Annotated in this window: 20 protein-coding genes and 1 pseudogene; 10 read left to right on the top strand and 11 right to left on the bottom strand. The window is 55.0% G+C overall.

The annotated features are described in order from the left end of the window. Positions 1 to 333: 333 nt before the first annotated feature. The 4 genes from ACFPOU_RS16835 (at position 334) to ACFPOU_RS16850 (ending at position 3,188) form a co-directional block, all read left to right on the top strand. Positions 334 to 1,269, top strand: a complete 936-nt coding sequence (locus tag ACFPOU_RS16835) for a sulfatase-like hydrolase/transferase (protein WP_379723674.1) — start codon at positions 334 to 336, stop codon at positions 1,267 to 1,269. Next, positions 1,224 to 1,760, top strand: a complete 537-nt coding sequence (locus ACFPOU_RS16840; RefSeq protein WP_379723677.1) for a substrate-binding domain-containing protein — start codon at positions 1,224 to 1,226, stop codon at positions 1,758 to 1,760. The genes ACFPOU_RS16835 and ACFPOU_RS16840 overlap by 46 nt, the downstream gene beginning before the upstream one ends. A gap of 481 nt (positions 1,761 to 2,241) precedes the next feature. Continuing rightward, positions 2,242 to 2,733, top strand: a complete 492-nt coding sequence (parS, locus tag ACFPOU_RS16845) for a type II RES/Xre toxin-antitoxin system antitoxin (protein WP_379723680.1) — start codon at positions 2,242 to 2,244, stop codon at positions 2,731 to 2,733. After that, positions 2,730 to 3,188, top strand: coding sequence for an RES family NAD+ phosphorylase (locus tag ACFPOU_RS16850; protein ID WP_379723683.1), 459 nt, complete (start codon positions 2,730 to 2,732; stop codon positions 3,186 to 3,188). Before parS ends, ACFPOU_RS16850 begins: the two co-directional genes overlap by 4 nt. A gap of 503 nt (positions 3,189 to 3,691) precedes the next feature. On the opposite strand, the gene ACFPOU_RS16855 is transcribed toward ACFPOU_RS16850, so the two are convergent. Both ACFPOU_RS16855 and ACFPOU_RS16860 read right to left on the bottom strand, forming a co-directional pair. Continuing rightward, positions 3,692 to 3,988 (bottom strand): hypothetical protein, encoded by a 297-nt coding sequence (locus ACFPOU_RS16855; RefSeq protein WP_379723686.1) that lies wholly within the window; start codon positions 3,986 to 3,988, stop codon positions 3,692 to 3,694. Between the two features lie 457 nt (positions 3,989 to 4,445). Beyond that, positions 4,446 to 6,059, bottom strand: a pseudogene (locus tag ACFPOU_RS16860) (methyl-accepting chemotaxis protein). Between the two features lie 284 nt (positions 6,060 to 6,343). On the opposite strand from ACFPOU_RS16860, the gene ACFPOU_RS16865 reads away from it, so the two are divergent. The 4 genes from ACFPOU_RS16865 to ACFPOU_RS16880 all read left to right on the top strand — a co-directional run bounded on the left by ACFPOU_RS16865 (position 6,344) and on the right by ACFPOU_RS16880 (position 7,542). After that, positions 6,344 to 6,595, top strand: a complete 252-nt coding sequence (locus tag ACFPOU_RS16865) for a response regulator (RefSeq protein ID WP_379723689.1) — start codon at positions 6,344 to 6,346, stop codon at positions 6,593 to 6,595. Positions 6,596 to 6,776: 181 nt separating this feature from the next. Continuing rightward, complete coding sequence (locus ACFPOU_RS16870) at positions 6,777 to 6,968, top strand: hypothetical protein (protein WP_379723692.1); 192 nt, start codon at positions 6,777 to 6,779, stop codon at positions 6,966 to 6,968. Continuing rightward, positions 6,965 to 7,177 carry a hypothetical protein gene (locus tag ACFPOU_RS16875; protein ID WP_379723695.1) on the top strand — a complete coding sequence of 71 codons (213 nt, stop codon included), beginning with the start codon at positions 6,965 to 6,967 and terminating at the stop codon, positions 7,175 to 7,177. Before ACFPOU_RS16870 ends, ACFPOU_RS16875 begins: the two co-directional genes overlap by 4 nt. Positions 7,178 to 7,179: 2 nt before the next feature. Beyond that, the gene (locus ACFPOU_RS16880; protein WP_379723698.1) at positions 7,180 to 7,542 is read left to right on the top strand and encodes a hypothetical protein; all 363 of its coding nucleotides are present in this window, start codon (positions 7,180 to 7,182) and stop codon (positions 7,540 to 7,542) included. Between the two features lie 2,836 nt (positions 7,543 to 10,378). On the opposite strand, the gene ACFPOU_RS16885 is transcribed toward ACFPOU_RS16880, so the two are convergent. Next, entirely contained in the window at positions 10,379 to 11,434 is a 1,056-nt protein-coding gene (locus tag ACFPOU_RS16885) for a ParB/RepB/Spo0J family partition protein (RefSeq protein WP_379723701.1), read from the bottom strand. Positions 11,435 to 11,466: 32 nt separating this feature from the next. Next, positions 11,467 to 12,582: an AAA family ATPase gene (locus tag ACFPOU_RS16890; protein WP_379723704.1), complete on the bottom strand. Its 1,116-nt coding sequence runs from the start codon at positions 12,580 to 12,582 to the stop codon at positions 11,467 to 11,469. Positions 12,583 to 14,948: 2,366 nt separating this feature from the next. Here ACFPOU_RS16890 and ACFPOU_RS16895 point away from each other — a divergent pair. After that, positions 14,949 to 16,316: a RepB family plasmid replication initiator protein gene (locus tag ACFPOU_RS16895; protein ID WP_379723707.1), complete on the top strand. Its 1,368-nt coding sequence runs from the start codon at positions 14,949 to 14,951 to the stop codon at positions 16,314 to 16,316. Between the two features lie 245 nt (positions 16,317 to 16,561). Here ACFPOU_RS16895 and ACFPOU_RS16900 read toward each other — a convergent pair whose 3' ends face one another. The 7 genes from ACFPOU_RS16900 to ACFPOU_RS16930 all read right to left on the bottom strand — a co-directional run bounded on the left by ACFPOU_RS16900 (position 16,562) and on the right by ACFPOU_RS16930 (position 24,645). Next, entirely contained in the window at positions 16,562 to 17,446 is an 885-nt protein-coding gene (locus tag ACFPOU_RS16900) for a hypothetical protein (protein WP_379723710.1), read from the bottom strand. Then, positions 17,433 to 18,455, bottom strand: a complete 1,023-nt coding sequence (locus ACFPOU_RS16905) for a tyrosine-type recombinase/integrase (protein ID WP_379723713.1) — start codon at positions 18,453 to 18,455, stop codon at positions 17,433 to 17,435. Before ACFPOU_RS16905 ends, ACFPOU_RS16900 begins: the two co-directional genes overlap by 14 nt. Positions 18,456 to 19,930: 1,475 nt before the next feature. Beyond that, a complete protein-coding gene (locus ACFPOU_RS16910) occupies positions 19,931 to 20,449 on the bottom strand; it encodes a hypothetical protein (RefSeq protein ID WP_379723716.1) in 519 nt (172 codons plus the stop codon). A gap of 242 nt (positions 20,450 to 20,691) precedes the next feature. Next, positions 20,692 to 21,216: a hypothetical protein gene (locus ACFPOU_RS16915; protein ID WP_379723719.1), complete on the bottom strand. Its 525-nt coding sequence runs from the start codon at positions 21,214 to 21,216 to the stop codon at positions 20,692 to 20,694. A gap of 773 nt (positions 21,217 to 21,989) precedes the next feature. Continuing rightward, the gene (locus tag ACFPOU_RS16920) at positions 21,990 to 22,313 is read right to left on the bottom strand and encodes a hypothetical protein (protein ID WP_379723722.1); all 324 of its coding nucleotides are present in this window, start codon (positions 22,311 to 22,313) and stop codon (positions 21,990 to 21,992) included. Positions 22,314 to 22,711: 398 nt separating this feature from the next. Next, complete coding sequence (locus ACFPOU_RS16925) at positions 22,712 to 23,077, bottom strand: hypothetical protein (protein ID WP_379723725.1); 366 nt, start codon at positions 23,075 to 23,077, stop codon at positions 22,712 to 22,714. Between the two features lie 1,067 nt (positions 23,078 to 24,144). Then, positions 24,145 to 24,645, bottom strand: coding sequence for a hypothetical protein (locus ACFPOU_RS16930; RefSeq protein ID WP_379723727.1), 501 nt, complete (start codon positions 24,643 to 24,645; stop codon positions 24,145 to 24,147). Between the two features lie 229 nt (positions 24,646 to 24,874). Between ACFPOU_RS16930 and ACFPOU_RS16935 the strand changes: the two genes are divergently transcribed. After that, positions 24,875 to 25,345, top strand: a complete 471-nt coding sequence (locus tag ACFPOU_RS16935) for a 3'-5' exoribonuclease domain-containing protein (RefSeq protein WP_379723730.1) — start codon at positions 24,875 to 24,877, stop codon at positions 25,343 to 25,345. Positions 25,346 to 25,355 lie beyond the last annotated feature (10 nt).

Genomic DNA, 25,355 nt, shown 5'->3' on the forward strand with positions numbered 1-25,355 from the left:
CGCTTCACAAACGCAATTATCTAACCACCAATTCTGGCCCCGCACACAGAATTCCTGACAGGTCCGAGCGAGCACGCAGATCCCTCAAGATATCCGATTGATCCCGTTTGGCCAGAACATTTTCGAGAGGGGTTACACCACGAGCTCGAGCATCAGGCGAACGAACAGAGTTTAGTCGAAGACCAGCAGCGAATTGTTCGGTTCTTTTACGCATCTAGTTTCACTCCTTTCTCATCCATGTAAGTGTCGAGGGCATCCCAGCATCGATCGTCACCAAGATCGAAACACATCGTCATCGTATAGCAATCGGCTCGCCACAATGCCCTTCCTGCTTTGGTTGACATCAGGTCCAACAAGTCTTTCGCACCAAAACGCACCTGGAAGGCCGCCAGCGCGGTAGGGCTCAACCAGTACCGCCTGCGCGGCGGCCTGGAAGAGCCGATCGCCGGGCCGTCCAGGAGCATCGGCCTGCCGCCGGAACACCCGACGCTGCCCTCGCTGCTGAAGAAGGCCGGCTACCGGACCGCCCTGTTCGGCAAATGGCACCTGGGCTTCCTGCCGGTGTTCAGTCCGCTCAAGAGCGGTTATGACGTCTTCTTCGGCGACTACGGCGGCGGCATCGACTATTTCACGCACAAAGCGCGTTCGGGCGCGCAAGCGCGCGACGACTTGTACGAAGGCGAGGTGCCTGTGCAGAAGGTTGGCTATTACACGGACCTGTTGGCCGAGCGCGCGGTCGAGTATATCGGGCAGCAAAAGAGTGACAACCCGTTCTTCCTGTCGCTTCACTTCACCGCGCCGCATTGGCCATGGGAAGGTCCGCAGGACGAACAGATAGCGCGCGACGTCACCGATATCTTTCACTACGACGGCGGTAACCTGGCCACCTACGCCAAGATGGTGACTGCGCTCGACGCCGCTGTGGGCCGCGTGCTCGCTGCCCTGCAAAAGCGCGGCCTGGCCGACAATACCATCATCGTCTTCACGAGCGATAACGGCGGCGAGCGATTCTCGCGCACCTGGCCATTCAGCGGCCAGAAAACGGAGTTGCTCGAAGGCGGCATCCGCGTCCCCGCCATCGTGCGCTGGCCGCGCAGGCTGGCCGCGGGCCAGGTGTCCGAGCAGGTGGCGATCGCTGGGTGCACATCGAGTCGCCCGACTTCGAATACCCCCAGCGCAATGCAGGCCGGGACATCGAGCTCGACGCGCTGCGCAGCGGCTATGTGGACGCCATGTTCCTGCGCGGGGCTCAGGGCCACGCCACAGTAAGCGACCCGGCGCTCCTCCAACTGGCTGACCTGAACCGGTTGGACGATCCCTTGCAACGCGTCAACAACGGCACGCCAAGGCCGATCACGGTCGACCGCGCTTTCCTTGGCCGCCATCCGGACGTCGTGCGCCGCTACCTTGATGTGCTGGTGCATGCGGCGTCATGGGCACGTGACAATCCGGCCGAGGCAACGCCACTGATCGCGCTCGATAATCCTGGCTATACGGGCGCCCAGGTCGCGGGCGCGCTTGGAGCTGCCTGGCACGACGGGCTGACGCCCGCGCTCGGTTCCGTGCAGGCGGCCGGGCTGGCAGCCCAAAAGGAGTTCTTGCTGGACTGGGGCTATATCCGGCGCGATTTCGATGTGGACGACTGGATCGACCCGGCGCCGCTTTCGGAAGCTTTGGAAGCAACTGCTCGCGTTGCATTGGATCGAACACGAATCACAACCTGTCCTGTGCAAATCGAAAACATGCTTCAGGTTCATTAAATCGGCGAGCGCCGGCGCAGTGGCAAAGCCCAGCGCTACGACAGTACGGATGACCAGACGCGCGAATCCGCTGGGCGAGATATCGGCTGCTGCGCACAAACGCCTGCGCCCTGCCAATGTGGAGATGGGAACATCCGTCTGCGGCGTTCGCGCCACAGACAAAAGCGGCCCCCTCCGCGTTTCCCCATTCTTCGATCGTTCCAAGTGAACGTGCGCTTCTGAAGACTTACTGAATTGTCACGGCATTTCTAAACACTCGAGAGCCGCTGAAAATACTGCTTTTCGTACTCGCCCGGCTGTTGACATTCTGATGCCGCGACAAGAGCAGCCGAGTGGCCGACAGCGACCTGACATTGATGTCGAAAGGTGAGCCTTCACAGGGACCGTGAGCCCCCGACTAAATTACGGTTACTCATCAATTGATCGAGCGCGTCCGCAGTCAAGCGGCAGTAGACGCACTCAGAATTCCATTTGGTGTATCATGAATTACCAAATGGAGGATGCCATGGACAAATCAGATCAGCGAGACCCAAAAGGGGCAAAGCGAGCAACGGTAGGGAATATACAAAATCTGTTTGCAGTGTTGCGCCGGGACCTGAAAGCTGGTCGCGATCCGATCGAAGCGATCCGTACTGGCTTGAATGCAGATCTGCTGACAGCAGCTGGAGATTATTTTGAAGTTCCGGCGGCCCGCATACGGGCTATCACACACGTACCGGATACCACGGCGCACAGACTGATCAAACGCCATGCGCTGCTCGATGCTGCTGCGTCGGAGCGGCTGTGGCGCCTGGCTGATGTTGCCGCGATGGCAGAAGACGTCTTTGAAGACGAGGCAACGGCCAAGCAGTGGTTAAGGTCTCCAAACCAAACATTCCTGGGCACGGCACCGATTGACTATCTGGATACGGAACCTGGTGCGAAGGCGGTGCGGCAGGTCTTGAATGCGATCGCCACCGGCGGAGCGTTGTGAGGCTGTGGCGCATTGCCCAACGCAAGTATGCGCTAGATCGGTTATGTGCTGGGGCAGCCCTGTATGGCGGTCGCTGGAACCCTGTCGGCATGCCGGCACTATACTGTGGTGCTTCTATCGCTATCTGCGCGCTAGAGAAGTTCGTGCACGTGGGACAGGCAGCGCTTCCGCCCTTGGTTTTGGTCTCGGTCGACCTTCCTGATGACTGCGATATTTTGACACCTAAGACAAGTGACCTTCCTGCAGGCTGGGACGAGCTGCCAACCTCGACCAGCGCCCAATCGCTCGGACGGACATGGCTTGAGCGAGGAGAAGCCTTGGCCATGCGTGTGCCCTCAGTCATCCTGCCAGAGGAAAGTAACGTGATCGTCAATCCTCTACATCCGGATTATGCCCAGGTGAAGCTCACCGTAGTGCGGCCCTTCACCTTTGACCAGCGTATGTACAAGCAGTAAGGAGCGGGGCAATTTCCTACCAAGCGTCCTGTTTCAGGTCCTCATGTATGGAACTCGACATTACATTCTGTAATGTCGAGTGAAGCTTTGGTCGAGCTATGATGTGTAGTGACACCATCCGAGGGATCCTATTAACGAAGGAGTTCGTCTAAGCTTGTTGCGTGCTTTGACAACGTGGCGAAACGTGTCGGTCCTGCCGCTTCACGATTGTTCGATCTCGCTGAACTTCCTATCTCATCAGCAATCTGCTCCTTAAGGAAACGTTGCTGAGGCGATTCCGCAAAATGGCGTCATGCCGACCGCGGCGACGTCGAGCGCATCGACGCAGTCGACCCGTTTGACACAAGAAGACGCCGCTCCCCACTTTGCGTCGCAACTAGTCTAAAAACCACACGAGCAACTTTGCTATGCCGGACAGTTGATGTTTGTTCTGACGGTCGAGTCCAGGACGAGCGAGCGCCTTCTTGGTAGTAGGCTCAAGGCATGCGGAAGCGAGTGCATACCTACTGCAACAGCTCGTCTGACCAGGTGAGAAGTACTGCGCACTCGATGGCGCCTCCGTTATCCATGGAGCACCCAATCAATTCTTCGGCCGTGAGCGTGGCCATCTGGAAATGGTCAGGATCTATTTCCATTAAGCTGATCCACTCATCGCGCGAAACTAATTGGCGAGTGACGATTGGCAAGTCTATCCAGAACCCTGTCTCCCTTTCTGCAACTGCCTTGTAGAGTTCTAACTTTTTTCCCATAGTCCAGGTTGGGTTTGATGATTTCAATTTTAATTCATCCTCAGCGTCCATCCTTCTAGATGACCTCCGCAGAGACGTCTCACCCGTCAACGTAGAAACGCCGAGGATTGAGCCACTATTTCTTCTTCAAAACCTTAAAGCTAGTCTGCTACCGGCCTATTATGTTGAAAAATTCGGAAGGCAACATTTTCGGACGATGTGTAAAGCCTTATGTTTCCAACCAAACGACGTTCGTTGAACAGGCGCGGTTTTGGACAGTCGAGGTAACGCTCTTTAATGACCTGCGAGCAAGCTCACTGAGTTTTTGCAACACAATAGGCCAGAAGCGGACCGAGATCGGCGGTGTTTTGGCCGTACAAAAATGCATCCTTCGTCATCAAGGACATATGCCTCGCTTACTTGCCAGACCGTATTGTCGCTCCCGAGCATTCGCAGCAACACTAGCGTGTCCACTGCAATGCAATGGCACGGTCGATCTCACTGCTGCCGCCCAGCGGCGTAGTGGCATCTAGGTCAGCAGGACCCTGCCGCTAGCGCTCGTGCCCCGTACAGGCTTGCTCGCCCGAGTCAGCGCGTTATCGTTGGCGGCCTGCGCATCGTCCTCAAGCTTGAACACGCTAACTACGTCGTTGAGTGCTACGGTCTGCTCACTGAGCGCTTGGGCTGCTACTGCCGCTTCTTCGACCAGAGCCGCGTTCTGCTGGACCGCGCTGTCCATTTCCGTGACGGCGTTGTTGACCTGGTTGATGCCCGCGCCCTGCTCTGACGTCGAGGCGCTGATCTCGGTCATGACGTCCATGACCCGTTTTACGCTGGCGACGATATCAGTCATGGTTGCGCCCGCTTCATTGACTAGGGCACTACCGGCTTCGACGCGCTCACTCGAGGCGCCGATCAGGGCCTTGATTTCCTTGGCAGCCGTGGCGGAACGCTGGGCCAAGTTGCGCACCTCCGATGCGACGACGGCAAAGCCGCGGCCCTGTTCACCGGCGCGGGCCGCTTCCACTGCCGCGTTCAACGCGAGGATATTGGTCTGAAATGCGATGCCTTCGATGACGCCGATGATATCTGCTATCTGTTTCGACGATTCCGTGATGGATTCCATCGTGCCTACTGCACGCTGGACAACCTCGCCGCCCTTGGCGGCAATCTCGCACGCACTGGCGGCAAGCTGATTTGCCTGGCGTGTGTTTTCGGCGTTCTGCTTCACGGTCGAGGTAAGTTCGTCCATCGATGCTGCGGTCTCTTCCAGCGCGCTGGCTTGCTGTTCAGTCCGATTAGAAAGGTCCAGATTGCCCTGAGCGATTTCGCCCGATGCTACCGAGATCGTCTCGGCGCCGCTGCGCACTTTCGTTACGATCCCGACCAGGCTGGCATTCATATCCTTCAGCGCCGCCAGCATTTGGCCAGTTTCATCGTTTGAGGTAATGTGGATCCGGGCACGGAGATCGCCAGCGGCAACCGATTGCGCCACCTTCACGGCATGGCCGAGCGGACGCACGATTGAGCGCGAAACGACGAGGCCGGCAGCAATTGCGGCGCCTGAACCCAGCACCATGGCAAGCACGCTGAGGAGCGTCGCACGCTCGCTTCCAGCCGCTGCCTCGGAAACACTCTTTGCGGTCGCGGCAACGATCTGCTTGCTTACTTTTACCAGCAGTTCAGAGGGCGCCCGATCCTTTCCCTTCACGGCATTATCCCCTGCAGTGGGCTCAAACCCGGCAGCTATAAATTGTGCGTAGCCCTTCCGGTAGTCTGAGCCCATCTGTACATGCGCTTAACTGAACTGCTGTAGAAGGTCGCGTTCCTGACCTGCGGGAAGCGCCTTGACTAGCGCTGCAGCTTCTTCCGTCACCTTGCGTTCACTCTCTTCGAAGGCCTTCCAGTATTTGGCGCGCTGGCTGTCGTCCTTCCCGCGCAGGAGTGTGGTCTTCCATTCCTGAATCTGAGTCTTAAAGGCCGACTGCAGTGTCTCCACCCCTTGCGCCTGGCTATAGCTGATGACCGCGCCTTGGTAGGTGCCGATCGAACGGTTCAGCTCTGAAAGGCCAAAGAAACCCGCGCAGGCTACCAGTAAGGCGACGGCGGCAAAACAGAGGGGAAGTTTACGACTGAGTTTCATGGAAGCTCTTTCTTAGAATTTGCTCGTGTGCAGTTAGTTGCGCCATCCAGGATGCAACGCGGGCAGGCGCGCGCGGATTACCGTTAGTCACTGGCATATGTACATGGATGGTCTAGTCTACGGTAGGAGTAGTCCTACGGAAACTTTCGACTCAAAGAATAATATTAATTAGGCAAGTGTGTCCGGTTTACACCACAGTGAGATAAAGGGGGAGGCGCCGCAACGGCGCCGCCGCTCCTGTTCCAGCCTCGCAGCGGCACCCTACGCCCGGATACCGCTTGTGTATGCTCGAGCGCAGCGCCCGGTTCGGCTACCGCGGGCAGCACCCCTTGCCCGCGCTGGTCCTGCTCGACCTGAAGCTGCCGAGGCGCTCGGGCCTGGAGGTATTGCGCTGGATACGCAGCCAGCCGCACCTGGCGACGATGCCCGTGGTCGTGCTAACCTCGTCGAGCGAAGACGAAGACATCCAGAAAGCGTATGCGCTGGGCGCCAACTCCTACCTGCAAAAGCCGGTGGCGTTCAATGGCTTGGTGTAGCTGCTGGGCGCGCTCGGCCTTTACTGGTTCCAGCCCAACCTGACCCTGCCGCTGCTGCCAACGCTGGCGCAATTTTAAAGGAACACGCAAGAATGAAAATCAACGCATGACCCGACGATCCTGCGGCTCGACGATAACCCGGACGACCGCGCGCTGACGCGGCGCGAACTCGAACGCCACCTTGCCCGGCTGCGCCATCCGCGAGGCGAGCGATCAAACTGGCTGGGAGCGCGAGCTGCAGTCCGGACTGCAGCTCGACCTCGTCAAAACGGATTTCCAGTTGCGCTGGATTACCGGCCTGGACATCCTCAGGCAGGTCAATGCCTTCGATGCGCAGCCACCGGTGCCGAGGAAATCGCGGTCGAAGCGATGAAACTCGGGCTCGACGACTACGTCATCAAGAGCCCGCGCCACTATGCGCGCCTGCCGGTGGCGGCGCGCACCTGCCTCGACCGCAGCAAGGTCCGTGCACGCGCGATACGCTCGGAAACCCGGCTCGCTGCCTTGCTGGAAAATATCCATCTCGGCGTGTTGCGCATGTCGCTTGAGGGCGAGCTGGAAGAGGCCAACCGCGCCTTCTAACGATGCTCGGTGCCGACCCGGCCGCGCCCGAGTCGCTGCGCCATCCCCTGCTCGACCAGGTCGCCGCCCGCCTGCCGCAGTTGCAGGTGGCGTTCGATACGGCGGAATTGCAGGCCGAACTCGGCGCAGTCGACGACACCGGACGTTTCTTCGTCGTGAAGCTGGTACAGGTGAAAGTCAATGGTCACGACGCCATCGACGGCATCGCCGAAGACGCCACCTCGCCGCGCCGGCGCCGAAATCCACCGCCTCAATGCCGAGCTCGCACAACGCATCATCGCGCGCACCTGCTTACGACTACTTCCCCCTCTCTCTGGCTTTACACCATCAGGACGGGCGCTATCGAAAGGCTCATCCATTCGTAGCCCAACGATAGCTACTTGCGATTTCGTTGCACCGTATCGGCCCGGATCCCTGCAACGGATCGGTCAGACCTTTAAGCTCTCGCCACCGGCTCGGAAGGCATGGCTAAGGGCGGTCGCGACCCGCTCGCAAACGATTGAGGTGCAATCGACCGGCGCATGGGTTCACTGCTTAGCATGTGCTTGAGTCGCCCGCTTGAACTCATCCTGGCTAGGGCGCGTGAAACGCGCTCCGCGTCCGGCTGAAAGAGCGAGGTCAACAATGCCCAGTGGATGCAACAGCTGCGGACTGCAGCGTGCTAGCTCCCGTCCTCGTCAGGATCGGGAAGTTGCGTGCGTATCTTCGCGCGGCAGAAGCACGTGATTATCCTAAGTTCTCCACCCGTTGGCCTCATTCCACCATCAGTCGTATTGTTCCGGGACGACGTAAGATTCCAATGCACACTGACGGAATGTCCGTAATGGCGGGAAAATACAGGTATCAGTTCTGTCGAGCGAGCGGGTCTAACGTGCACGCAAGGCTGCGTCACCTCCTGAAGGTGACCGGTGAACCAAAATTGGGATAAGTTATAAGCTGCTTATAAACGCTGAAGATGGCCTTCAGTGACACCGATTTTAGTTTACGAATTTTATAAGCAGCTTATAAGCCGTTAGTCCGACAGTCGAAGTCAGCATTGAGCAGTCGCTCCAATAACAATGTCGGCATCGAATAACCGGCTGGTTTCGTTCCCTTACGGACACGGAGGTCAGCGTTGACAGCGTCGTGGTGCGGCGCTATTTGGGGCGCCGCTCGCGGAATTGGACGCGCGCACTCACGGAAGCTATACGTGAGGGGTTGGTCTGGCAGGATCATTTACGGCTGAGAGGCCGTCATGATTGGGAAGCCGGTACCCAGTTGTGAACCCGTCTCTGGTTGTACGATGAGCGCTTGCCGTACAGGACGTGAACGAATGGCTCGCGACAAGCGACGGGGGCCAAAGTAAAAACGAAGATTCCCAGAACCTGTCCTGGCAAGGCAACCGACACAATCAGCTTTATAAGCAGCTTATATCGGCACTCGTATTGTTCGGAACCAAGCTCGTCGATTGAGTCGGAAGGACAATGCGTCGCTACCACTATCTTTTGAAAACCGCGGAATCAGCCTGCGATAAACGTCACAGCTTGCGGCTCATTACAAAGCACTTTGCTGTCCAATGTGGGGGGGAGACGATGGCCCGGCCTCGGTTCAAAATGCCAATAACACAAATTGACAAGTCCTGATCGCATAGCGACCGGATAGATTGGAAAGCCAATGCCGCCCGGAAGCGAACTCTAGGGATCCTTGCAAAGCTTCCATAAAGCTACGGTGGACTAAACACTCAGCAAAAAGTTGATTGTAGCCAGAACACCTATCAATCCATTCGCTGATGCCGGTTCACGTGACCTAGGTTTATTGCGGGCGGTTTTTCAATGCGGAACTGATCTCAGCACGCTGTTCGGGAAAAACTCATCAGGTCGTATAGTTTGTGGAAATGCTTGTTGCGAAGATGTGGGCTGGCAACCCTGGCCTGACTCGAACAAACGCAACTTTTCATTCAGCAACATCAAACCGGCAATCTGCGAGTGAGGCGCCTGTCCTTAAGTTCTTCGATCGAACCCATCCTCAATCTGTCTCGGCGCAGCTTCTCTACTTGCGCGCTTGCCCAAGCGGCCGAAACCCCACCAACCAGTGAAACTATTTCGCGTCAGCCGATGTGAATTGTGCTCCCTGTTCGGTCTCACCTTTGATGGCATGTTCGTCTGCTCAGCACGCCGATTCACATCAGGAGGCGGCCACTCGACCCGTAAGGAGAACTTTGCAGGAGCGAATTCGTGCGTTCCACCCTGGCCGATATCGAGATACTTCTAGGGTCAATACGTAGGAAATTTGCATGGGTCTGGTCAAGGTTCCGATCATCGTCAGTCCTACGTTTCACGTCCCTGCGGGAGCTCACCATGCTAATAGGTCGTTTTCGATACCCTCTCGAGTTCGTCCATCCGATGTGCCAAGTGAGCTTGTTTAGCATAGGGGTCTGCTACCACCAGCATTTCGTTGTCGGCAGTTAGTTTGAGGCGTCAGGTACAGCGCACAGCTTCTGCGAAGCTTAGGGACCGAAATGAGCTCACTGACGATGGCCTGTAAGCACTCACCTTTCGACTCGACCAATGCCCGCAGGAGCGCGTTTTTTAGTCGACCATCGAAAAACCCTGGCGTGCTGTGCGTACGCGTCGCCACGACCGGCATATGGCGCTTGTACCGGGGCCTTGCGTATCGATGCCCGTGTCTTACTCCCTGTAGACACTCACCTTTCGCATCGAACTGGCACCGTTCTGAATAAATTTAGAGACAATCCACCGGCTTCGGTCACGTACTGCCGGGATCTTGCCACTATTGGTTTTTTGCCGAGAGACATCGGCGACCAAGCTCGCGAGAAAATGGTAGAGAACGCGTGGCAAGCTTATAGGCTTACGAAGTAAGCCTATACCGCGAACTGCGAACATCCCTTGTTGGGGGATGAGGGGCTGCCTGGTCGTGACGAGACGGTCCGGGGAGGGTGGCCGAACATGCCTCGGATTCGACGTCACAGCATGCGTGAGGACTGCGGTATGCCTGTAGCCTGTTCCTCGGTCTCATCACCACATGCTGCTTGTATGGGTGTCACGGACCACTGGTACAAAGCCTGGGTAGGCTTGTGCAGCGTCTACACCCATGCTCTGACTGTGCGTCGCTAATCAAGGGCGCAGAAGGCGCTTGAGTAGCGGTTGTCACGCGCTGGCGAACATCCGTAGCCCATGCGTGGATAGCTGCGGCGACGCACGATCAGTCCGGTGTCTTGTTGGATTTTTGTTTTTTAGGCAACTCAAGCGTTACGGCGAGCTCCCGCAAGGCCAGCACGGCGCTTTGTAGGGCCAGCTCGACGTCTACGCCATCTTCGACCTGGATCACGATATCGCGAGATTTGACTTGAACTCGAAAGGCCGATTCACCGTTCTTATCATTAATGGTACGTGGGACGGGAGCTTTCGTGCGGACACGCTTGGCCTCGAACGGTTTTAACAATACGGCGCGCAGTTCTGACTGATCCATTTGCGGGGTGTCAATCAGAGCCTCGACCGCACGGATGATCGTATCTTCACCAGACGGATGCTTAGCCAAGACTTCCTTGATGACGCGCGCCTTGCGATAGGTGATCAGTTCCGGGTACTTCGCCATCAGTTCCAGCAATGGCTGAGGCAGATCGAACAAGCTCAGACATTGGGAGACGCGCGCTTGCGTACAGCCGAACACCGTGGCAACCCCGGACTGGGTCGACGCATAGCCCTCTTTAAGTGCCGTCTGGTAAGCCAGGCCGCGCTCGTAATCCGATAGCTTGACGTTGCTCTCGTTGTGCACCAAGGTCGCGAGGCAGGCTTCCCGGTCCGAAAAACTGGCGATACGGGCATCTAACTCGGACCAGCCTACCAGTCGCGCGGCTCGAACGCGGCGATGGCCGGCAATGAGCTCATACTTCCCGCCATCAATCTGCCGGAGTGTAATCGGTTCGTCTTGTCCACGTCCCTTTAAGGTCTCGCCCAGCAACTGCAGCTCGGACTCATCGTACTTTTTGCGTGGTTGATAGGGAGAGTCGACGATCAAATGCAGTGGAACGCGCCGAGTCGCGATGACACCGGGATCGTCCAGGCCGGGCGCACGTGGTGATTCATGTGCCGGAGGACTTTGCGATGGCTGGTTTTCGCTCAGCAGGTCGGTCAAGGATTTCGACGGCCCGCTCGGGAGCTCATTCATGTGCATCGGCGCCGCGGTTCGCGGCACGGCGCGCAGGCGTTCCGCCAAGGAAGCGTTGAAGTCCGCTTCTGACTGCTGGTGTTTCGTCACAGATTCTCCATTTTAGGATTGACCGGCCTTGTTTACGCGACGCGCAAGCCATCTTTCTGGGCACTTGAGTTCAACATCGCCATCCGCTCAACCAACTCGCGGGTTGTGGCACGCAGTTCGTCGGCGGGCGTGCTCGTTGGCCGAGCCAAGGCCAACGGCAGGCCGTCGTCGTCGTCGAGTACCTTTTTGAATTCCTCGCTCGAGCTGATTTGATTGTCCATCCACGCTTCCGGATATTTACTCGTGAGCGCAATGACCTGGGCGGCGACGCGTACCCGCTTCGCGTCGAAGAAATTACCAAGTACCGACAGCTGAGGGAACTTGCTATACGTATCCTTCATCTCACCGATCACGTCAGCCAGGTAGGACACTGACTTAGTACTGTAGCGCTCCATCGATACCGGAGCGACAGCGAAGTCGCTGGCTAACAAGGCCCCCCGTGTAGTTTGGTTTTTTGCCGGGGGAGCGTCGAACATGACGATGTCGTACTGTGACAGATCCAAGTTTGGATTACTGCCTGACAGTCCTTCGTCGAGCCAGCGTGCGATTGCCAACTCGGGTTTCTTCCCCATGATAGCGTCGACAGTAAACAGCGCCTCCAGGCGGTCGAGCGTGACTTCGGACGGAATCAGATGGGGGCCGTTCTCTCCGAAAGGTTTTTTGATGACCTTGACCAGTGGCTGTACCGTACCATTTTGTTGCCACTGTGGCAGTAGATGGCCCAGGTGGTACTCGACGCAGGTCGATTGCGGGAGCCCAGCGGCGGTGGCCTCCTCGGGAGTGAGCTCAGGGTCGTAACCAAACGATATTGTCAAGTTGGCCTGGAAATCGAGATCGATCACGAGCACTCGCAAGCCCATCAGGGCAAGAATACAAGCGATGTTCGAACTGATGGTGGTTTTACCTACCCCACCTTTGGGTGCGTACACCGTCAAGATACGCTTGCTCTTGGGCGTCAAACCGTATTTGCGCCCGCGGTGTGCAGCCAAATCGAACACGTTCTCGACGGTGAAAATCCTCGTCTTGGGTCCGCTTCCACCTTGGCGTTCAATTTGCAAGCCGGCTTCGTCGGCGTCACGACGTACAGAGTCGACACTGATGCCAAGCAGTTTGGCCACGCCTTGTACCTTGAATGTCTTGCGTCCCAAGTCAGCCTCCCGAATGTTGATTCAGCAATTTTCTCTCACATGTGGGACTTAATGCAAGGAAAATATGTTGAAATCAAAGGAAATCCTCGCAAGGGCGACTATCGGCTTGGCCGACGGGTTCTCCTTGCAAACGTCAATTTCCAGCAGGATGTCTCCGTCAGGTGAGTCGCTACAGGGACATAAAAACTGAAAACCCGGTGTCAAGGAAGAGAAACGATGGTGGTGACGCAGCGTACTCGTGCGCTTGGGTTTCTGGCAAAAAAAAACCGATGCCTGTGTCGCTAAGGTGAGCCTATACAGGGAGCACTGTGTGCGCCAACCCCGGATCTTTTATTGCTCCTCAGAGAGATCGTTGGGACCTGGCTCGATCCGGTGAACTCCAACGGGGACCGTAACAAATGTACGGCACGGGATGCAATTTGAGCTCAACTTGAACGAAGAGCTTGCGTTGCGGAAGGTGAGGGTGTACGGGGAGCTGGGTCTTCCGCGTCTGTATCGTACTGGAGCCAGTAGATGGTGAGCCAATACAGGGACGTCTCGCTAGGTTTATACGACGACAGCGATATGGCTGACCCAGATGGCCGATGACTCATCATGGCGAATTATGTACTGGTAAGCGGAACATCATGCGGATTTCAGACCTTATCGATTATATGCGTTTTCGCAGGTGGATTGAGAGGTTTTATTAGAAAGAACAAAGTTAACCCTTGTTTACCTGTTTACATCGGCTGAAAGCCAGCATCCATGCGGCTTTCACGGGGTTGAGGTGAGACTCTACGGTGAGAGGGGTGAGATTCCACGGGGAGGTCGGTGAGCGCATACGGGGATGTGGGCTTTGTTGGGTGAGGTCACGCAGGGAGCGAAGGTGAGCGGATTCAGGCACCCACAGCGCTCAAGGTGAGAACAAACAGGGACTTTTGGCAGGAGAGGGTGAGTATCGGCAGGGAGCGTCGGCCTCGGTGAGGTGCTACAGGGAGTCTGCCGGATCGCCGCAGTGCTTATAGGTCGCACATCCCCTGGCTGAGTCGACGATCAGCTTTTCCGGGCAGCCGCCTTGCCTGAAGGTGAGGTTGTTCGGGGACTTGCGTTGGGCGATTTAAGAAAGGTGAGTGTGTACGGGGACGCGTGGCGAATGCTTCTGGCGCCATCTGATAGAGCCACCTGCCCGCCAGGTACACCTAAAGGGGCGATTCATGCGGGTTAAGCAGCTGGAGAAAGATGGTGTCCTTGCTTTGACAGTGCTGGTAACGGGGTGCCGTCGTATTTATTCCTTGCACCCGGATGTTGCAAGAAGACCAGGTGTCATCTTGACTGTCTGGCTTCCATATGGGGCGTTGGAGTCGCTCCCTGCCATCTCGCTGACTGGAGCGGCAAGCAGCTGCCAGGGTAGGCAGGCTGATACGCGACGGCTGTTCGGAGCAGCCTCCGTTTGATCCATGGTTTACCGATGTTCACCGTGCATGCGACCTGTGGGCGTCTCAGCCATTGAGAAGGTTTTATTTGAAAACCATAGTTAACCACCGTTTACCTGTTTACGTTTCTTGAAAGCCAGTGTTCATGCGGCTTCCAGCGATTTGAGGTGAGGCTGCACGGGTACCTCGGTGAGACTGCGCAGGGACCTGGGTGAGTACCTGCGGGGATGCGCTTATTGCAGAGTGAGCATATCCAGGGAGCTAAGGTGAGTGGATTCAGGGAGATCTACTCCAAAGGTGAGATCTGGCAGGGAGTTGCGCTGCGCTTTTGGTGAGGACAAACAGGGACGCCGAGCAGAAAGGTGAGCTTGTACAGGGAGGACGTTGCCTTATGCGTGGTCAGAAAATGCTTTTCCGTTTCCAGTGTCTACATTTTCCGTCTGCCATGCACGCCAAGGTGAGCTTGAAGAGCTGCAGAGCACATGGAGAGCATCTAAGGTGAGTATCTCCAGGGACTGAGACGAATACGTCGGCGCTCCACGCATGTGCGACGTCGTGACCTTGTCGTGCTTATCTGGGAGCGATAGCTAGGCAGGCGGGGACACACCACGATGTCTTCTTGCGATTGTCTCGTGTACCGCTGATGGCGGTCAGGATCTGCAGGGCGTCGGCGACTGCAACATAATGCGTCATCTGTGCGCGCTTGTATCGTGCTATCTCGACGGTGCGCCCTCATGCAGGGGCTGGATTGCCCGCCAGAGCTGGCAAAGGTGAGCTTATTCAGGAACTACAACGTGAATAAAAACACAAGGTGAGACTTTTCAGGGAGGTGACGATTGGTGTGTAGCGGCGCTCACCTCGCGAAGGTGAATATACTTGACTCACGTATGGTGACGCATGTAATAATGTGTTTTAGCAATGAGCCTGGGCGCAACGAGGTAAGGGGAGATGTGAATGGCGGTGAAGGCCCATGAGACGGCTGCCGGTACGAGCGATGTTGTTGACGTGGCTGTGAAGCCGACAGCGCCGCGTTCAGAACTCGAGATTCGTAAGTCAAACGAGGCGATCGGACTTCGCGTTGTTTCTGGCCGTCTGACTCTGCTGAACCGTAAGGTGTTCAATGTCCTCATGTACCACGCTCAGCGGATTCGCAAGCTGGGACAGGACGCGCCGATCGACACTCCCGCTGCGCAAAAATATTTCTGGGTGCCGCTGTCGGTTCTGGCGCGTAACGCAAGTTACGACAGTCGGGACATGCAGTTTTTGCGTGAACAGATTTCCGAAATGCAGGACATTAAGCTTCTGCTCGAGACCGACCGTCAGTGGACCAGCGAGCGTCTGATCGCATCGGTTACCTTCGTGAATCCAAAGGGGCTACATAGCCGGACTGGTCAGGTATGGGTCGGCTTTGCGTTCCCCCCCGAAGTGCACGAGAGTGTCATGCAGCCGGAAACATATACCCGGCTCAGCATTCATTACCAAGGACTCCTCAGGTCCGGTACCGCCTTGGCCTTGTACGAATTGTGCCGGCGCTACGCGACCAATCCATCGAAATTGACGTCGCCTTATTCAGTCGAGCATTGGTACGGTCTGCTTACTGGCAATCCGGTGCCCGAGAAGCCGGAAGATTTACCCGAGTACAAGTATTTCAAACGCGATGTCCTCAAAAACGCGATCGCTGAAGTCAATCGGGTCACCGATATCGAAGTCGAGCTGATCGAGCATAAGCTAGGGCGTCGGGTTCAGCAGCTGCAATTTCGTGTCGAGTTCAAACCAGATACCCAGCAGGACTCAAGTGCGCAGTTCACAATCGACCTGAACTTGGTCGAGAAGTTAATGGCATTGGGGATGACCCAGCAAGAAGCGAGCAATGTCATTGGCGAGTATGCCGACGACAAGATCAACCAGGCGCTGGCCGTCGTCGCGGCCCGCATCAGCTCTTCGAATGGTAGTCCGATCCATTCGAAAGTGGCCTACCTACGTTGGGCCTTGAAGAGTGAAGCCAAGATGCCTGACAAGAAGACGGAACCGCGACTTAAGGCTGGTTCGGCGGCAGAAGGACCCACGCTGCTCGAGCGTTTTTTGAGTGCGCGCGCCAAGCTCGCACTCGACGTGTTCAAGGAGATGGATGCCGATCAGCGGAGCACGACTTATGAACAGTTTCGGGCGCAGGCGACCGGTAAGGTGCCCGCGCTCGACAAAGTGCTCGACAAGGGTGTGACGCGAACGGCCCTGAGCCTGTGGTACGCCGACGCGCTGTGGGGTGAGCCGACTGTCGAAAAGCTGTCTCACTTTGCGGATAAGAGCCAAGTCTTGATCTAACCTCATCTTAAGACGCTTGTCCTGCAATAGTGGGATGGGACGCGCCTGGTCGTCTACATGTGCAGGCAGCTCATGCATGACTGAGATTTTGAAACAGGGGCGAGGTACGCGCCTGCACGGTCAGCTGGACAATGATCTTGTTCGGTTAGTCAAATTCCTGCGGCGGCCAGCGCCGTCCAGCGCCAGCGTCCCTTCGATCTGGATGCGTGGTGAGCCTGATCGGCGTTCACAACGGGGAATTGGCGCTAAGCTTGTCCCGGGAGCGGTTTAACCGCGGTTTGCCCCATCGTTACCATGCGGTCGACCATTGCACGGATGTCGTCGATTCTCAGGTGGCTTTCGTTACGTAATAATTGTTTGTATAACAGCGAAACGATCTGAAACGAGTCTACCGGACGCACTTGAACTGCCACGGCGGCGCGGCTACGCTGGATGAGCCGAAAAAAATAGTGCGAGTCCTGAAACTCGATCTGGAGCGACTTGTCGTGCTCGCGGCCGTGACCATCGAAGCGTAGCGACCGGATCTTGTTCTCCAGCAGAGCCAGCACCTGGTAGGCTTCCTGCACTGTGAGCTGGACCACGATTTTGTTCGGCCAGTCGAACGTCTTGCGAGCGCCGCCGCCGGCGAGCGCCACGGCGCCCTCGATGTTGATCGTGTGCTTGCGCTCCGCCCTGGTTGTGGCCTCTGCGATGCACAGCGCCGCGGCCGACGAAAATATCTTAAAGCTGTAGTACGGTGGATCCGCTGGTGCCGGCGTGCTCTCGGCTACCGCAGCTGCTGCGCCGAGTTCCGCCAGATAGCTCCGCGCGGCCGCGGCGCGTGGCGTACGCAGGGCGATCGCATCGATGGCGTCGAAGAACCGGCGCTGCTCTTTGCACGCGAGTGTCACGAGCTGGTCGACCGGCAGCTGGCCACCGATGCGCTGCAGGGTCGTCCGGGTCTTGGCGTCGAGCACCCGCACGGTTGCCTCCAGCTCGTCGCGCTGCTGGCGATCGCCGGCACCGAAGGCGATGAGGGCCGCCTCAAAGCGTTTGCCGCCGCCAGAGCCGGCCAGCTCGAGCAGCTGGTCGCGCGAGAGCGCAGGCAGTCCGGCCGCGGCCAGGATGCTCGTGATTTCAGAGAGCTTCATCGGACTTCTTCTTCCTTGGCTTTGCGGTTTCGTAAATGTCGGCAGATCGCTCCAAGGCTAGGCCGAGATACCCCTTGACGTCGTTTTTCGTGCGGCCGTGCTCCTTTAATTGTTGCGCGGCGAACGTATTTCGCAAGGTGCGGCCGCCGCTCCTGTTGACGTCGATGCCGGCCCGGGCGAACGTCTCCTTCACTTGGCGCCAGAGAGTCACCTTCGACATCGGCTTGCCTTCTTTGTCGCCGGGGAAGACCAGGTCCCCTTTGATCAGGCGCTGGCCCTTGCCATCTTCGGCCAGCCGCTCGATGAGCCAATAGCGCAGCGCGTCTGCGCCGTAGCCGTGGACGATAGTTTCATGCTCGTAGCTGGTGGCGTGCTTGTCTTCTGGATTGATTTTCAGCCGGATGGGCAGGGGGCTAAACGAATCCTCGACCTCGCCCAAGTGCAGCCCGATCGCTTCGGCCACCTTTAAGCCTCCGAACAGCAGCGTCGCCTGTACGGCGTGGTCACGCCGGCGCTTCCACGCTTTGGGCAGTCGCCCGGGTCGGTTGGGGCCTGGCCGTTCGCGGGAGGGCAGGGCGGCCACGAATGCGTCTACCTGTTCCGGGGCCAGTGCTTCAGTGCCGACGTTTTGCGCAAGGTAGTGGTTGTCGACAGCGAGCTTGGTGGCCGACGTCGCCGGGTTCGGTGCGATCTGCAGGTAGCTGTAGCAGCGCTCGAGCAGGCGCAGATACCGTTCGGTGATCCCGCTGTTTTGCTCGCCGCGCCGGCGCAGCTGGCTGATGAAGCGCACTAGGTCGCGCTCCTCGACCTGCGAGAAGCGGCGGTTCTGGCCAGCCAGCCAGGTCACGAACTTGCGGAACATGAAAATGTAGACCTCAGCCGACTTCGTGGAGATTGCCGCGGGCTCGGCCTCGCCAAGTCGTCGGCTGGTGCTGGCGAAAGCTGGCGTCGTGACGAATGCCGAGAAGGCGGCAAGGGGATCGTCGTCCCACGTTTCCAGGTCAGGCAAAGGCACCTCGTTATTTGCGTTCGCCGCGGCCGCCTGGCGGCTGGCGCCGAAGGCGCGAACGGTCAGGGTTTTTCGGTGTAGAGTATGCCAAGGATACCATAAATGAAACTAACAGACAAACAAGTTACCCGAACCCAAGGGGATGCGACTGCCACTGGCTCCGGTCAGGTGCCGGGGGGATTCTCTGGACTCTCTTTGTTCTTTTTGTTCCTTTTACTCTCTTAGTATCGGTCTGAGAGCGACCAGGCGAAAGGCAGAGCTCGAATAGCCTACGGCGTATCTGTATGGAAGTTTTTTCTATCTTTACTGTCCGTTAGTTTCAATTGTGGTTCATGCTAACGCCGGGGCGACTGGTGGGAAGGAAATGGGGGATCCCCGCCACTCAAACGCGAGGCTGCAGCGTGCCGACGCCAAGAGCGAGACGTCTTGGGGGAGAATTTCGCTAGCAGAATGCCGATGTTGAGAAGTTAATCGCTCACCAGTCTAGCTATCGAACCCAGGAGTGGCGTCCGAGGGACTGTGTGATTGGCCTAGCTAGAAGTAACGCATAGCAGCTGGTGGCCACAGCAACGCCTCGCTGCGCTGGACGCCATTCATCGCATTACAGCCGATAGCGCACCTACGGTCGGGCCTGCTTATCGCTTGAGAGAGTCGAGTCCGCTGAAGATTCGGCCGGCTTCCCTGTGCTTGGCTGATTTCGATGATCCAATCTGCGGAAGTGCGAGGGCCGCGCGAGGCAAGGGACTGCGTTTCGATTGCCCCGAAAGCGCTACCGTTGTCGCTCAAGAATTTTGGGGTTAATCGCTCGCTCGTCAGTGCTTCCAAAGCGTGCCTCTACCGCCTTAATTATCATGTCGCATATCGGTTCACCAGGCAATTTGCGGCCCGTCCCGACACGCTAGGCGACGATCTCATGGTCCAGGCAGCTTTTATAAAACCGCACGTCCCGACGGGGTCGTTATCGCAGGCAATCTCGAAAGTCATCCAACCACTTGCGCTGATTCGATTCTTCGACCGCTACCTTGCAAGCAGGAGCGCGGCCACTGTCTCGGCGTTTGGGCGACTTGGTTACAGCAAGCCCTCTGCCTTCCTTACCAAATATGCGCATGTGAATTACAGACCGTACTCCCATCAGGCTGCGCATGCTGGTCGGGTTGTCCCTAGTCATAGTCACAGTAGTATCACAACCCGTTAGGATACCGCATCGACTGTGTCCGCCGGATCAGGGGCTACCTCACCGATTTGCTGTATTTTCGGGCTGCGACTTCGTTTGCGGCTGGCACTGCCGCACCAGCACATACCTCGCTTAGCCAGATGAGAAGTTACCGACGCGCCTTCAGCGCAGCGTTCTAGGCCTTTCATTTGATCGTTCGCTGCTTTGGTTTTGCAGGAGCGAAAGCAAATTGACAATGTGAGGCATCAACCGTTAACTGGCAAGGATTTGTCCGGGCTGGGGCTCTTACCCGTTTGCGGCGTCAGTTCACTAAATATCCGAATGGCATACCAATTTTCTGCATGCCACGCACCATTATAATGGTTTCAGATTGACCCAACGTCGCGCTGCTTTTCATAAAATTAACATCAAATTTCTTTCGTAGGTGGCTCCGGAAAAAAAATTCATTCGGGAAATGGCCAAAAGAATCATGGTGATCCGAGATTTCGGTCAAATGTTTTTTAACGGTAGCGGCATCGGCATCGTTCTTAATATAAATAGTCGGAGCTTCAGCTTCATCGAGATCGTCGAATACGCGCGCCGAAGTCCATGGGGCAATGTAAGTCACCGCAAGCCTGTGGTCAGGACCGCAAGTTCCCAGATCAAGCTTTAAAGCATCGAAAGTAGCGGCTGTTGACAGAAGCTGCAGTCTACGCAGATCGTCTTCCCCAATTTGAACAATAAGGATTTCCGAAGAAATCGACATAATCTCAAGTGCGTCAAAAAAATTCTCTAACCCTCGCCTGACCTGCTCTAAATATTCGTCTATATCGGTCTTCATATTATTTTCACTATATTTCGTGTCTGCAGTTCCAGCGAATGTGTTAATTTCCGGTGAGCATGGAATCTTTATTTTCGTTGCATTTCCCCTAATGCAAAATCGCGAGGAGTTCCAATCTATTCCCAATCAGAAACTCTAACCAGCCAAAAGCAAAATAAATTTTTGATTTATAGAACATGGGGTGCTTTACGTTTAGGACCGTATTTAATAACTCAGCAAGGCGACCCTTCCAAGGCAAAATCTTATTTCAGCAGAATTCCGATAGACTCAAGAAATTCCCGAGGCTCCATTTTTTCCTTACGCATACCCCGATGCCAAGTTTGTTCAAGGGCATCTACCAACGCCAGTCGCTGCACCGTATCTAGGCTGCAAAGCTTGTCGATGAGCGGAGCGAGGCTGGAAATTTTATATTCATCAAGTTCAATCCCAAGATGGTTGCAGAGGCCAGAGGCTATAGCGTTCATTCGATCTGGGAAAAAAATATCACCTTGGTAGCAATCCAGAAGAGTATAAATGTCCGCCTCGCTGAATAATTTCGTGAGAGTCAACCGTGCTTCCTGAAGCAACCAGTCTAATCGGCCGACCGCCATCAGTGTTGTATTTTTGAAATTTAGGCCCGCGCCGTTGTTCGCATGCTCCTGCAAGTAGTGTTCAATGTAATAGGAACTGAACATCCAGGCCTGTTGCACTTGAAAAGGCATGTCTTCTACTCGCGCAGATAGTTTATTAATCAATCTCTCCGCTTTCGTGATTTCGATAATTTTCATACACTTTCCTGTTATGGCATTAGTTTTCATCTGCGACCTTAATAATGCTGCCGGTAAGTCTTGTCATTTATGTCGTAATTGACACGGCTTAACAACCCGCGACTTCGATTGTTAAGCCTACCGTGGTACTGGATTCAGTTTAAAGTGTCTCTTGCTGGCCCGGTTCCTCCGGCCCATACTCCAACTTTCTTTCGAAGCAAATAGACATCCCTAAACTGCGTATGAGAAAACAAAACCTTATTGTTCCCATATTTTCTGTGCATTACAAAGTGCACAGTTCGGAATTATAATAGCGCTCGAAACACCTAGGGAATAAATTGGATTATCCCGTGGCGTTTCCGTCACGGTGCATTATGCACCTCTATCGAATTCCTAACCCATCGTCCGGCTATCTCTTGGCAGATGTCATATTCTTAATGTCGTTAAGGTTTGATTTTTTGCCATCGAATTACGACGAATATTTTGTACCCGAGCGCTTGTGTAGTCATGCAATATGACCAGGCTCTAGCCTATAAATTTAAAATTAACTATTCTGGAAACCGTGGCAACGAAAACGCAGTTACGGCGAACAAGAGGGAAGTAAAACGATTGGCACAGTAAACGTTCTGTGTGCGAAGGTGGGAATGTTGTTGGCAATAGCCGTCAGGCATAGCCTGTGCCGAGCATGTAGGAACAGGTGCTGACCAGCTCACGCCGACTGTAATGCGCCGGCGTGCCTTAATGGCGCGGAGCGCGCTCGAACAAGTCGGCGACCAAGTCCCATTCTGCGTCGGTTAGGTGGGTGCTGTAATAGGGAACGTCATCGCGCCGGTGCGCCGCCATGTATTGGCAGCTCTTGAGTCTTTATCGGCCGTTGGCGAAACCCACCGCGTCTCCTTGAGCCTGACGATTCCTTGCCCACGCAAGGAACGCCGGATCGTCGCTGTGCGTACCCGCAGCCCACAGCGACGATCCAACTCGTCAGCAATTTCCTCTAAGCTGGCCTGTGCATACTCGGCCACGATTTCGTGTAAAGCTTGGATATGCTCCGGTTTCAATGTCGCGGTATGCCACCAGGAATAGCCGCCGCTGAGAATCGGATCGCCGTTTCGTTGCATGACATGCCCCTCGCATCAGAGGTAGCATGCCATGGTTATATCTGCGATTTTGTCTACACCGTCTAATAGCTCCACAACCAGATTAGATGCGGCACCACTTCTCCCTCAAAGATGGGTGTGCGTTGACGATCGTCAAGTGATGAGCGCGTTGCTAGGGGATTCCCGATCGGTTCTCGGACTCAATAACGGAGACACGCCGTGAATAAATTTTGCGAAAACCCTGGCGACATATCAGGAGACCAACTCAAATTAATAGCTCGGATTGCAAGTAACGAAGTGCTGGTAGGCAAACGAAAATACTAACCCAGCAGCTTAACGGCTCCCTAGCTGCCCACCGAACGAATTTGGCGCCAAGGCAGTTTCTCGCCAAGACGTTTGGGTACGACCGCTTTCGTTCACTACGCGTCCAACGGTGTCCTCACTCCGATCCTTTTTAAAATTTTAAAAATTTCTTGAAGCGCCCGTGCGCGCTTTAAGGTCAGCGCCAGCCGGGGACCTGCCAACAATGTGGTAAGTAAACTGGGTAGTTGCGCGACCACATCTTCCACGCAGTATGGACCAGCGCCGTATACTATATCTTCTACGTCCATACGTCGCTCCTTCGGGGTAAGCTCACGAACACATTCGAAACTCATGCGTCTAGCGAGTTCATATTTTGCGGATTCCTCATCCTTAGCCCATACCAGCTCGCTGAAGTCGCCTTCGGAGGCATCGCTTGGGTTCCAGCCAATAGTAACGCGAAAAAGTTTTTTAGGAGTCTTCATCAAAAATAACCTCAATCTAAAGTTGGGCAGCTCAGGTTTACACGTTGGCGCCAGAAACGGCCGATCCGTTCGTTTCACTATATTAACGTAGCAAAACAAAATTACGGCTCACTTTCTCCAGGTTAGCAAATAATTTGAATATTTTTTGCAAAATTAATTGTCTGTATTTTTGGCCTGCAAGTGTTTCCGCAACTTGATATTTGATTCCTGTAATTTATAAAACGCTCTCTAAATTTGAGAGTGTCTAAAATATTTGAAACCGCTAGACATGCGATCTAGACATTTATGGAATATTCTCTACGCTCTGCCTGGCGCGGCGGACAGAGAAACGGTTACTTAATTATTTGGGTGGCCGTTACAATGCTAAACTTGCTAGGCATTCCTGAGTGTATGGTTGACCCATCAGCCCAAAACTTCCCCATTATCAGCCACGTTTTTAACAGATTTAACGTAATGCCAACAGCTTCGCGTAAGGCAATGTCTCAGACAAGCCAGACATCGGAATCGCTATCATTGCGCCATTTGAAAAGACTGAAAGGTAACTGCGCTCTGATGTGTTTGGCGTGGTTAATTTGGGCCGCTTCCTCTAGTCACGGTAAGCCAACGAACACCGGCATCGTCCTGTGACGGCCACATCCACTAGCCGGTTGCGGAAGTCTGATCGCGAACGGTCCTGGCGGCGACGTACTCTCGGTCACACAACCGCTTCCGGTATTAAGCGTGAGCGCAACCTTTTCGGCCGCGAATGTGCCTACGACGACGGAGAATTCGGACCGGTTACAGCGTGAGCAGCGCTGGCGATTAGAAGGCCGACAACGGCAATCGCGCCGGCGATCATCGTTACAGTGGCAAAGGGCTCAGCACGGGTTTAGAGGCGAATCCCGCGCTCTGCAGGGCATTCAAAAGTGGTTGGCTGATGTGGGCGTTAAGTAGGTTTTTCATGGTGAGTCCTGTTTTTAGATTTTGGTTTCAGCACTGCTGCACTTTCTAATATTACTATCTAACCTCTTTTTTTAAATTCGTGAAAAGTGGCAGCAGATCAAATATTCTTAGAATATTATTATGGGTTACGGACGTGTTTTGTAATTATTGGGGATAAGGGTGCAGTGCATGGCATGATCCCGCATAAATATATCGTGCTTGTACTTAGCTCGTGCATTTCCTAGGAGGAATTCTTCCATCTCAACGGAGTCGTCGTTATGGTCATATTTTTGGTAAGTCGGGGCTTCTAAATAATAGTAGCGAGTGGCGATCTCCCGAAGGACCTGTATCACGTATTCAGGATCGGCTTCATTACTGATGTAAATTGCAGAGTAAGTAGCCTCTGAGAATGGTTCTAGAGGTGTTGATTGATGGTCCGGACAGTAAGTTTCAACGATAAGGGCTTTTTCGGAACGGTCAACTCCGAGCAAGAGCATGATTCCTTCGTGACGCGCCGCTTTAGATAAGCGCTGCACCATCACGATGTCGAATTCTTCAAGCTCAGAAATCGGGATCTGCTTGAGATGATTTAATCCCAGCATCGCGTAGTAAAAAAATTCAAGGTCCTCGTGTTCGTCAGGCGTCATGATGTTTCCTTTTTCGTAATTTTCTATAAAGTACAGCTCTATACAAATATATTAAAACGAATTGTTTGGAAAATTCCTTCACAAGTCTGAAGATGAAGATAATTTTGTTTTCGCTTGCAAGTCGGTCCCAGCTTGGAGATCATAAAAGGGTAGTGCGAGGGACATTTATAGGAAAAAGGGTAGTGCACTACCCATCAGGGTTTCAAAATTACGGACAAGGAGTGTTACTTTGGCGCAACATCTTTTCGTCGATACCGAGTTCACGGGCTTTTCTAATCCGAAGTTGATCAGTATTGGGATAGCCGCCGACAGTGGTGAAGAATTTTATGCGGAAGTTGAGCACGTTGTTGAAGAGTGTAGTGACTTCGTACGGTCGACCGTGCTGCCGCTTCTGAATTCCGAGAAAAAATACTCCCTCGAAGAGCTTCGCGTGCATCTTCTGTCATGGATCGCGGAAGTCAGGAAGCCTGGGTCGATCGTTCTCTGCTATGACTCTGAGTATGATCGTAAGATGCTGGAGCAAGTATTTGATGCGGATTTTCCTAGCGGAACTGTGTTCCGTAACCTAGGCTCTAGCTACGTCAACAAATTAAAGCAATATGAGTGGCATGTGCGGCATAAGCAGCCGGAGCATCACGCATTGCATGACGCGCGAGCTTTAAAGCACGGATTCCGTGGCTGGCTGCGAAAAGTACGCTAAATCAAAATTC

The sequence above is a fragment of the Massilia jejuensis genome (assembly GCF_042656795.1).
Lineage (GTDB): Bacteria > Pseudomonadota > Gammaproteobacteria > Burkholderiales > Burkholderiaceae_D > Telluria > Telluria jejuensis.

What these genes read in the sequence shown, in the direction of transcription:
- parS (WP_379723680.1), top strand. Translation starts at nt 2,242, where the DNA reads ATGAATTACCAAATGGAGGATGCCATGGACAAATCAGATCAGCGAGAC.
- ACFPOU_RS16855 (WP_379723686.1), bottom strand. Translation starts at nt 3,988, where the DNA reads ATGGACGCTGAGGATGAATTAAAATTGAAATCATCAAACCCAACCTGG.
- ACFPOU_RS16865 (WP_379723689.1), top strand. Translation starts at nt 6,344, where the DNA reads ATGCTCGAGCGCAGCGCCCGGTTCGGCTACCGCGGGCAGCACCCCTTG.
- ACFPOU_RS16875 (WP_379723695.1), top strand. Translation starts at nt 6,965, where the DNA reads ATGAAACTCGGGCTCGACGACTACGTCATCAAGAGCCCGCGCCACTAT.
- ACFPOU_RS16880 (WP_379723698.1), top strand. Translation starts at nt 7,180, where the DNA reads ATGCTCGGTGCCGACCCGGCCGCGCCCGAGTCGCTGCGCCATCCCCTG.
- ACFPOU_RS16895 (WP_379723707.1), top strand. Translation starts at nt 14,949, where the DNA reads ATGGCGGTGAAGGCCCATGAGACGGCTGCCGGTACGAGCGATGTTGTT.
- ACFPOU_RS16900 (WP_379723710.1), bottom strand. Translation starts at nt 17,446, where the DNA reads ATGAAGCTCTCTGAAATCACGAGCATCCTGGCCGCGGCCGGACTGCCT.
- ACFPOU_RS16910 (WP_379723716.1), bottom strand. Translation starts at nt 20,449, where the DNA reads ATGAAGACCGATATAGACGAATATTTAGAGCAGGTCAGGCGAGGGTTA.
- ACFPOU_RS16915 (WP_379723719.1), bottom strand. Translation starts at nt 21,216, where the DNA reads ATGAAAATTATCGAAATCACGAAAGCGGAGAGATTGATTAATAAACTA.
- ACFPOU_RS16920 (WP_379723722.1), bottom strand. Translation starts at nt 22,313, where the DNA reads ATGCAACGAAACGGCGATCCGATTCTCAGCGGCGGCTATTCCTGGTGG.
- ACFPOU_RS16925 (WP_379723725.1), bottom strand. Translation starts at nt 23,077, where the DNA reads ATGAAGACTCCTAAAAAACTTTTTCGCGTTACTATTGGCTGGAACCCA.
- ACFPOU_RS16930 (WP_379723727.1), bottom strand. Translation starts at nt 24,645, where the DNA reads ATGACGCCTGACGAACACGAGGACCTTGAATTTTTTTACTACGCGATG.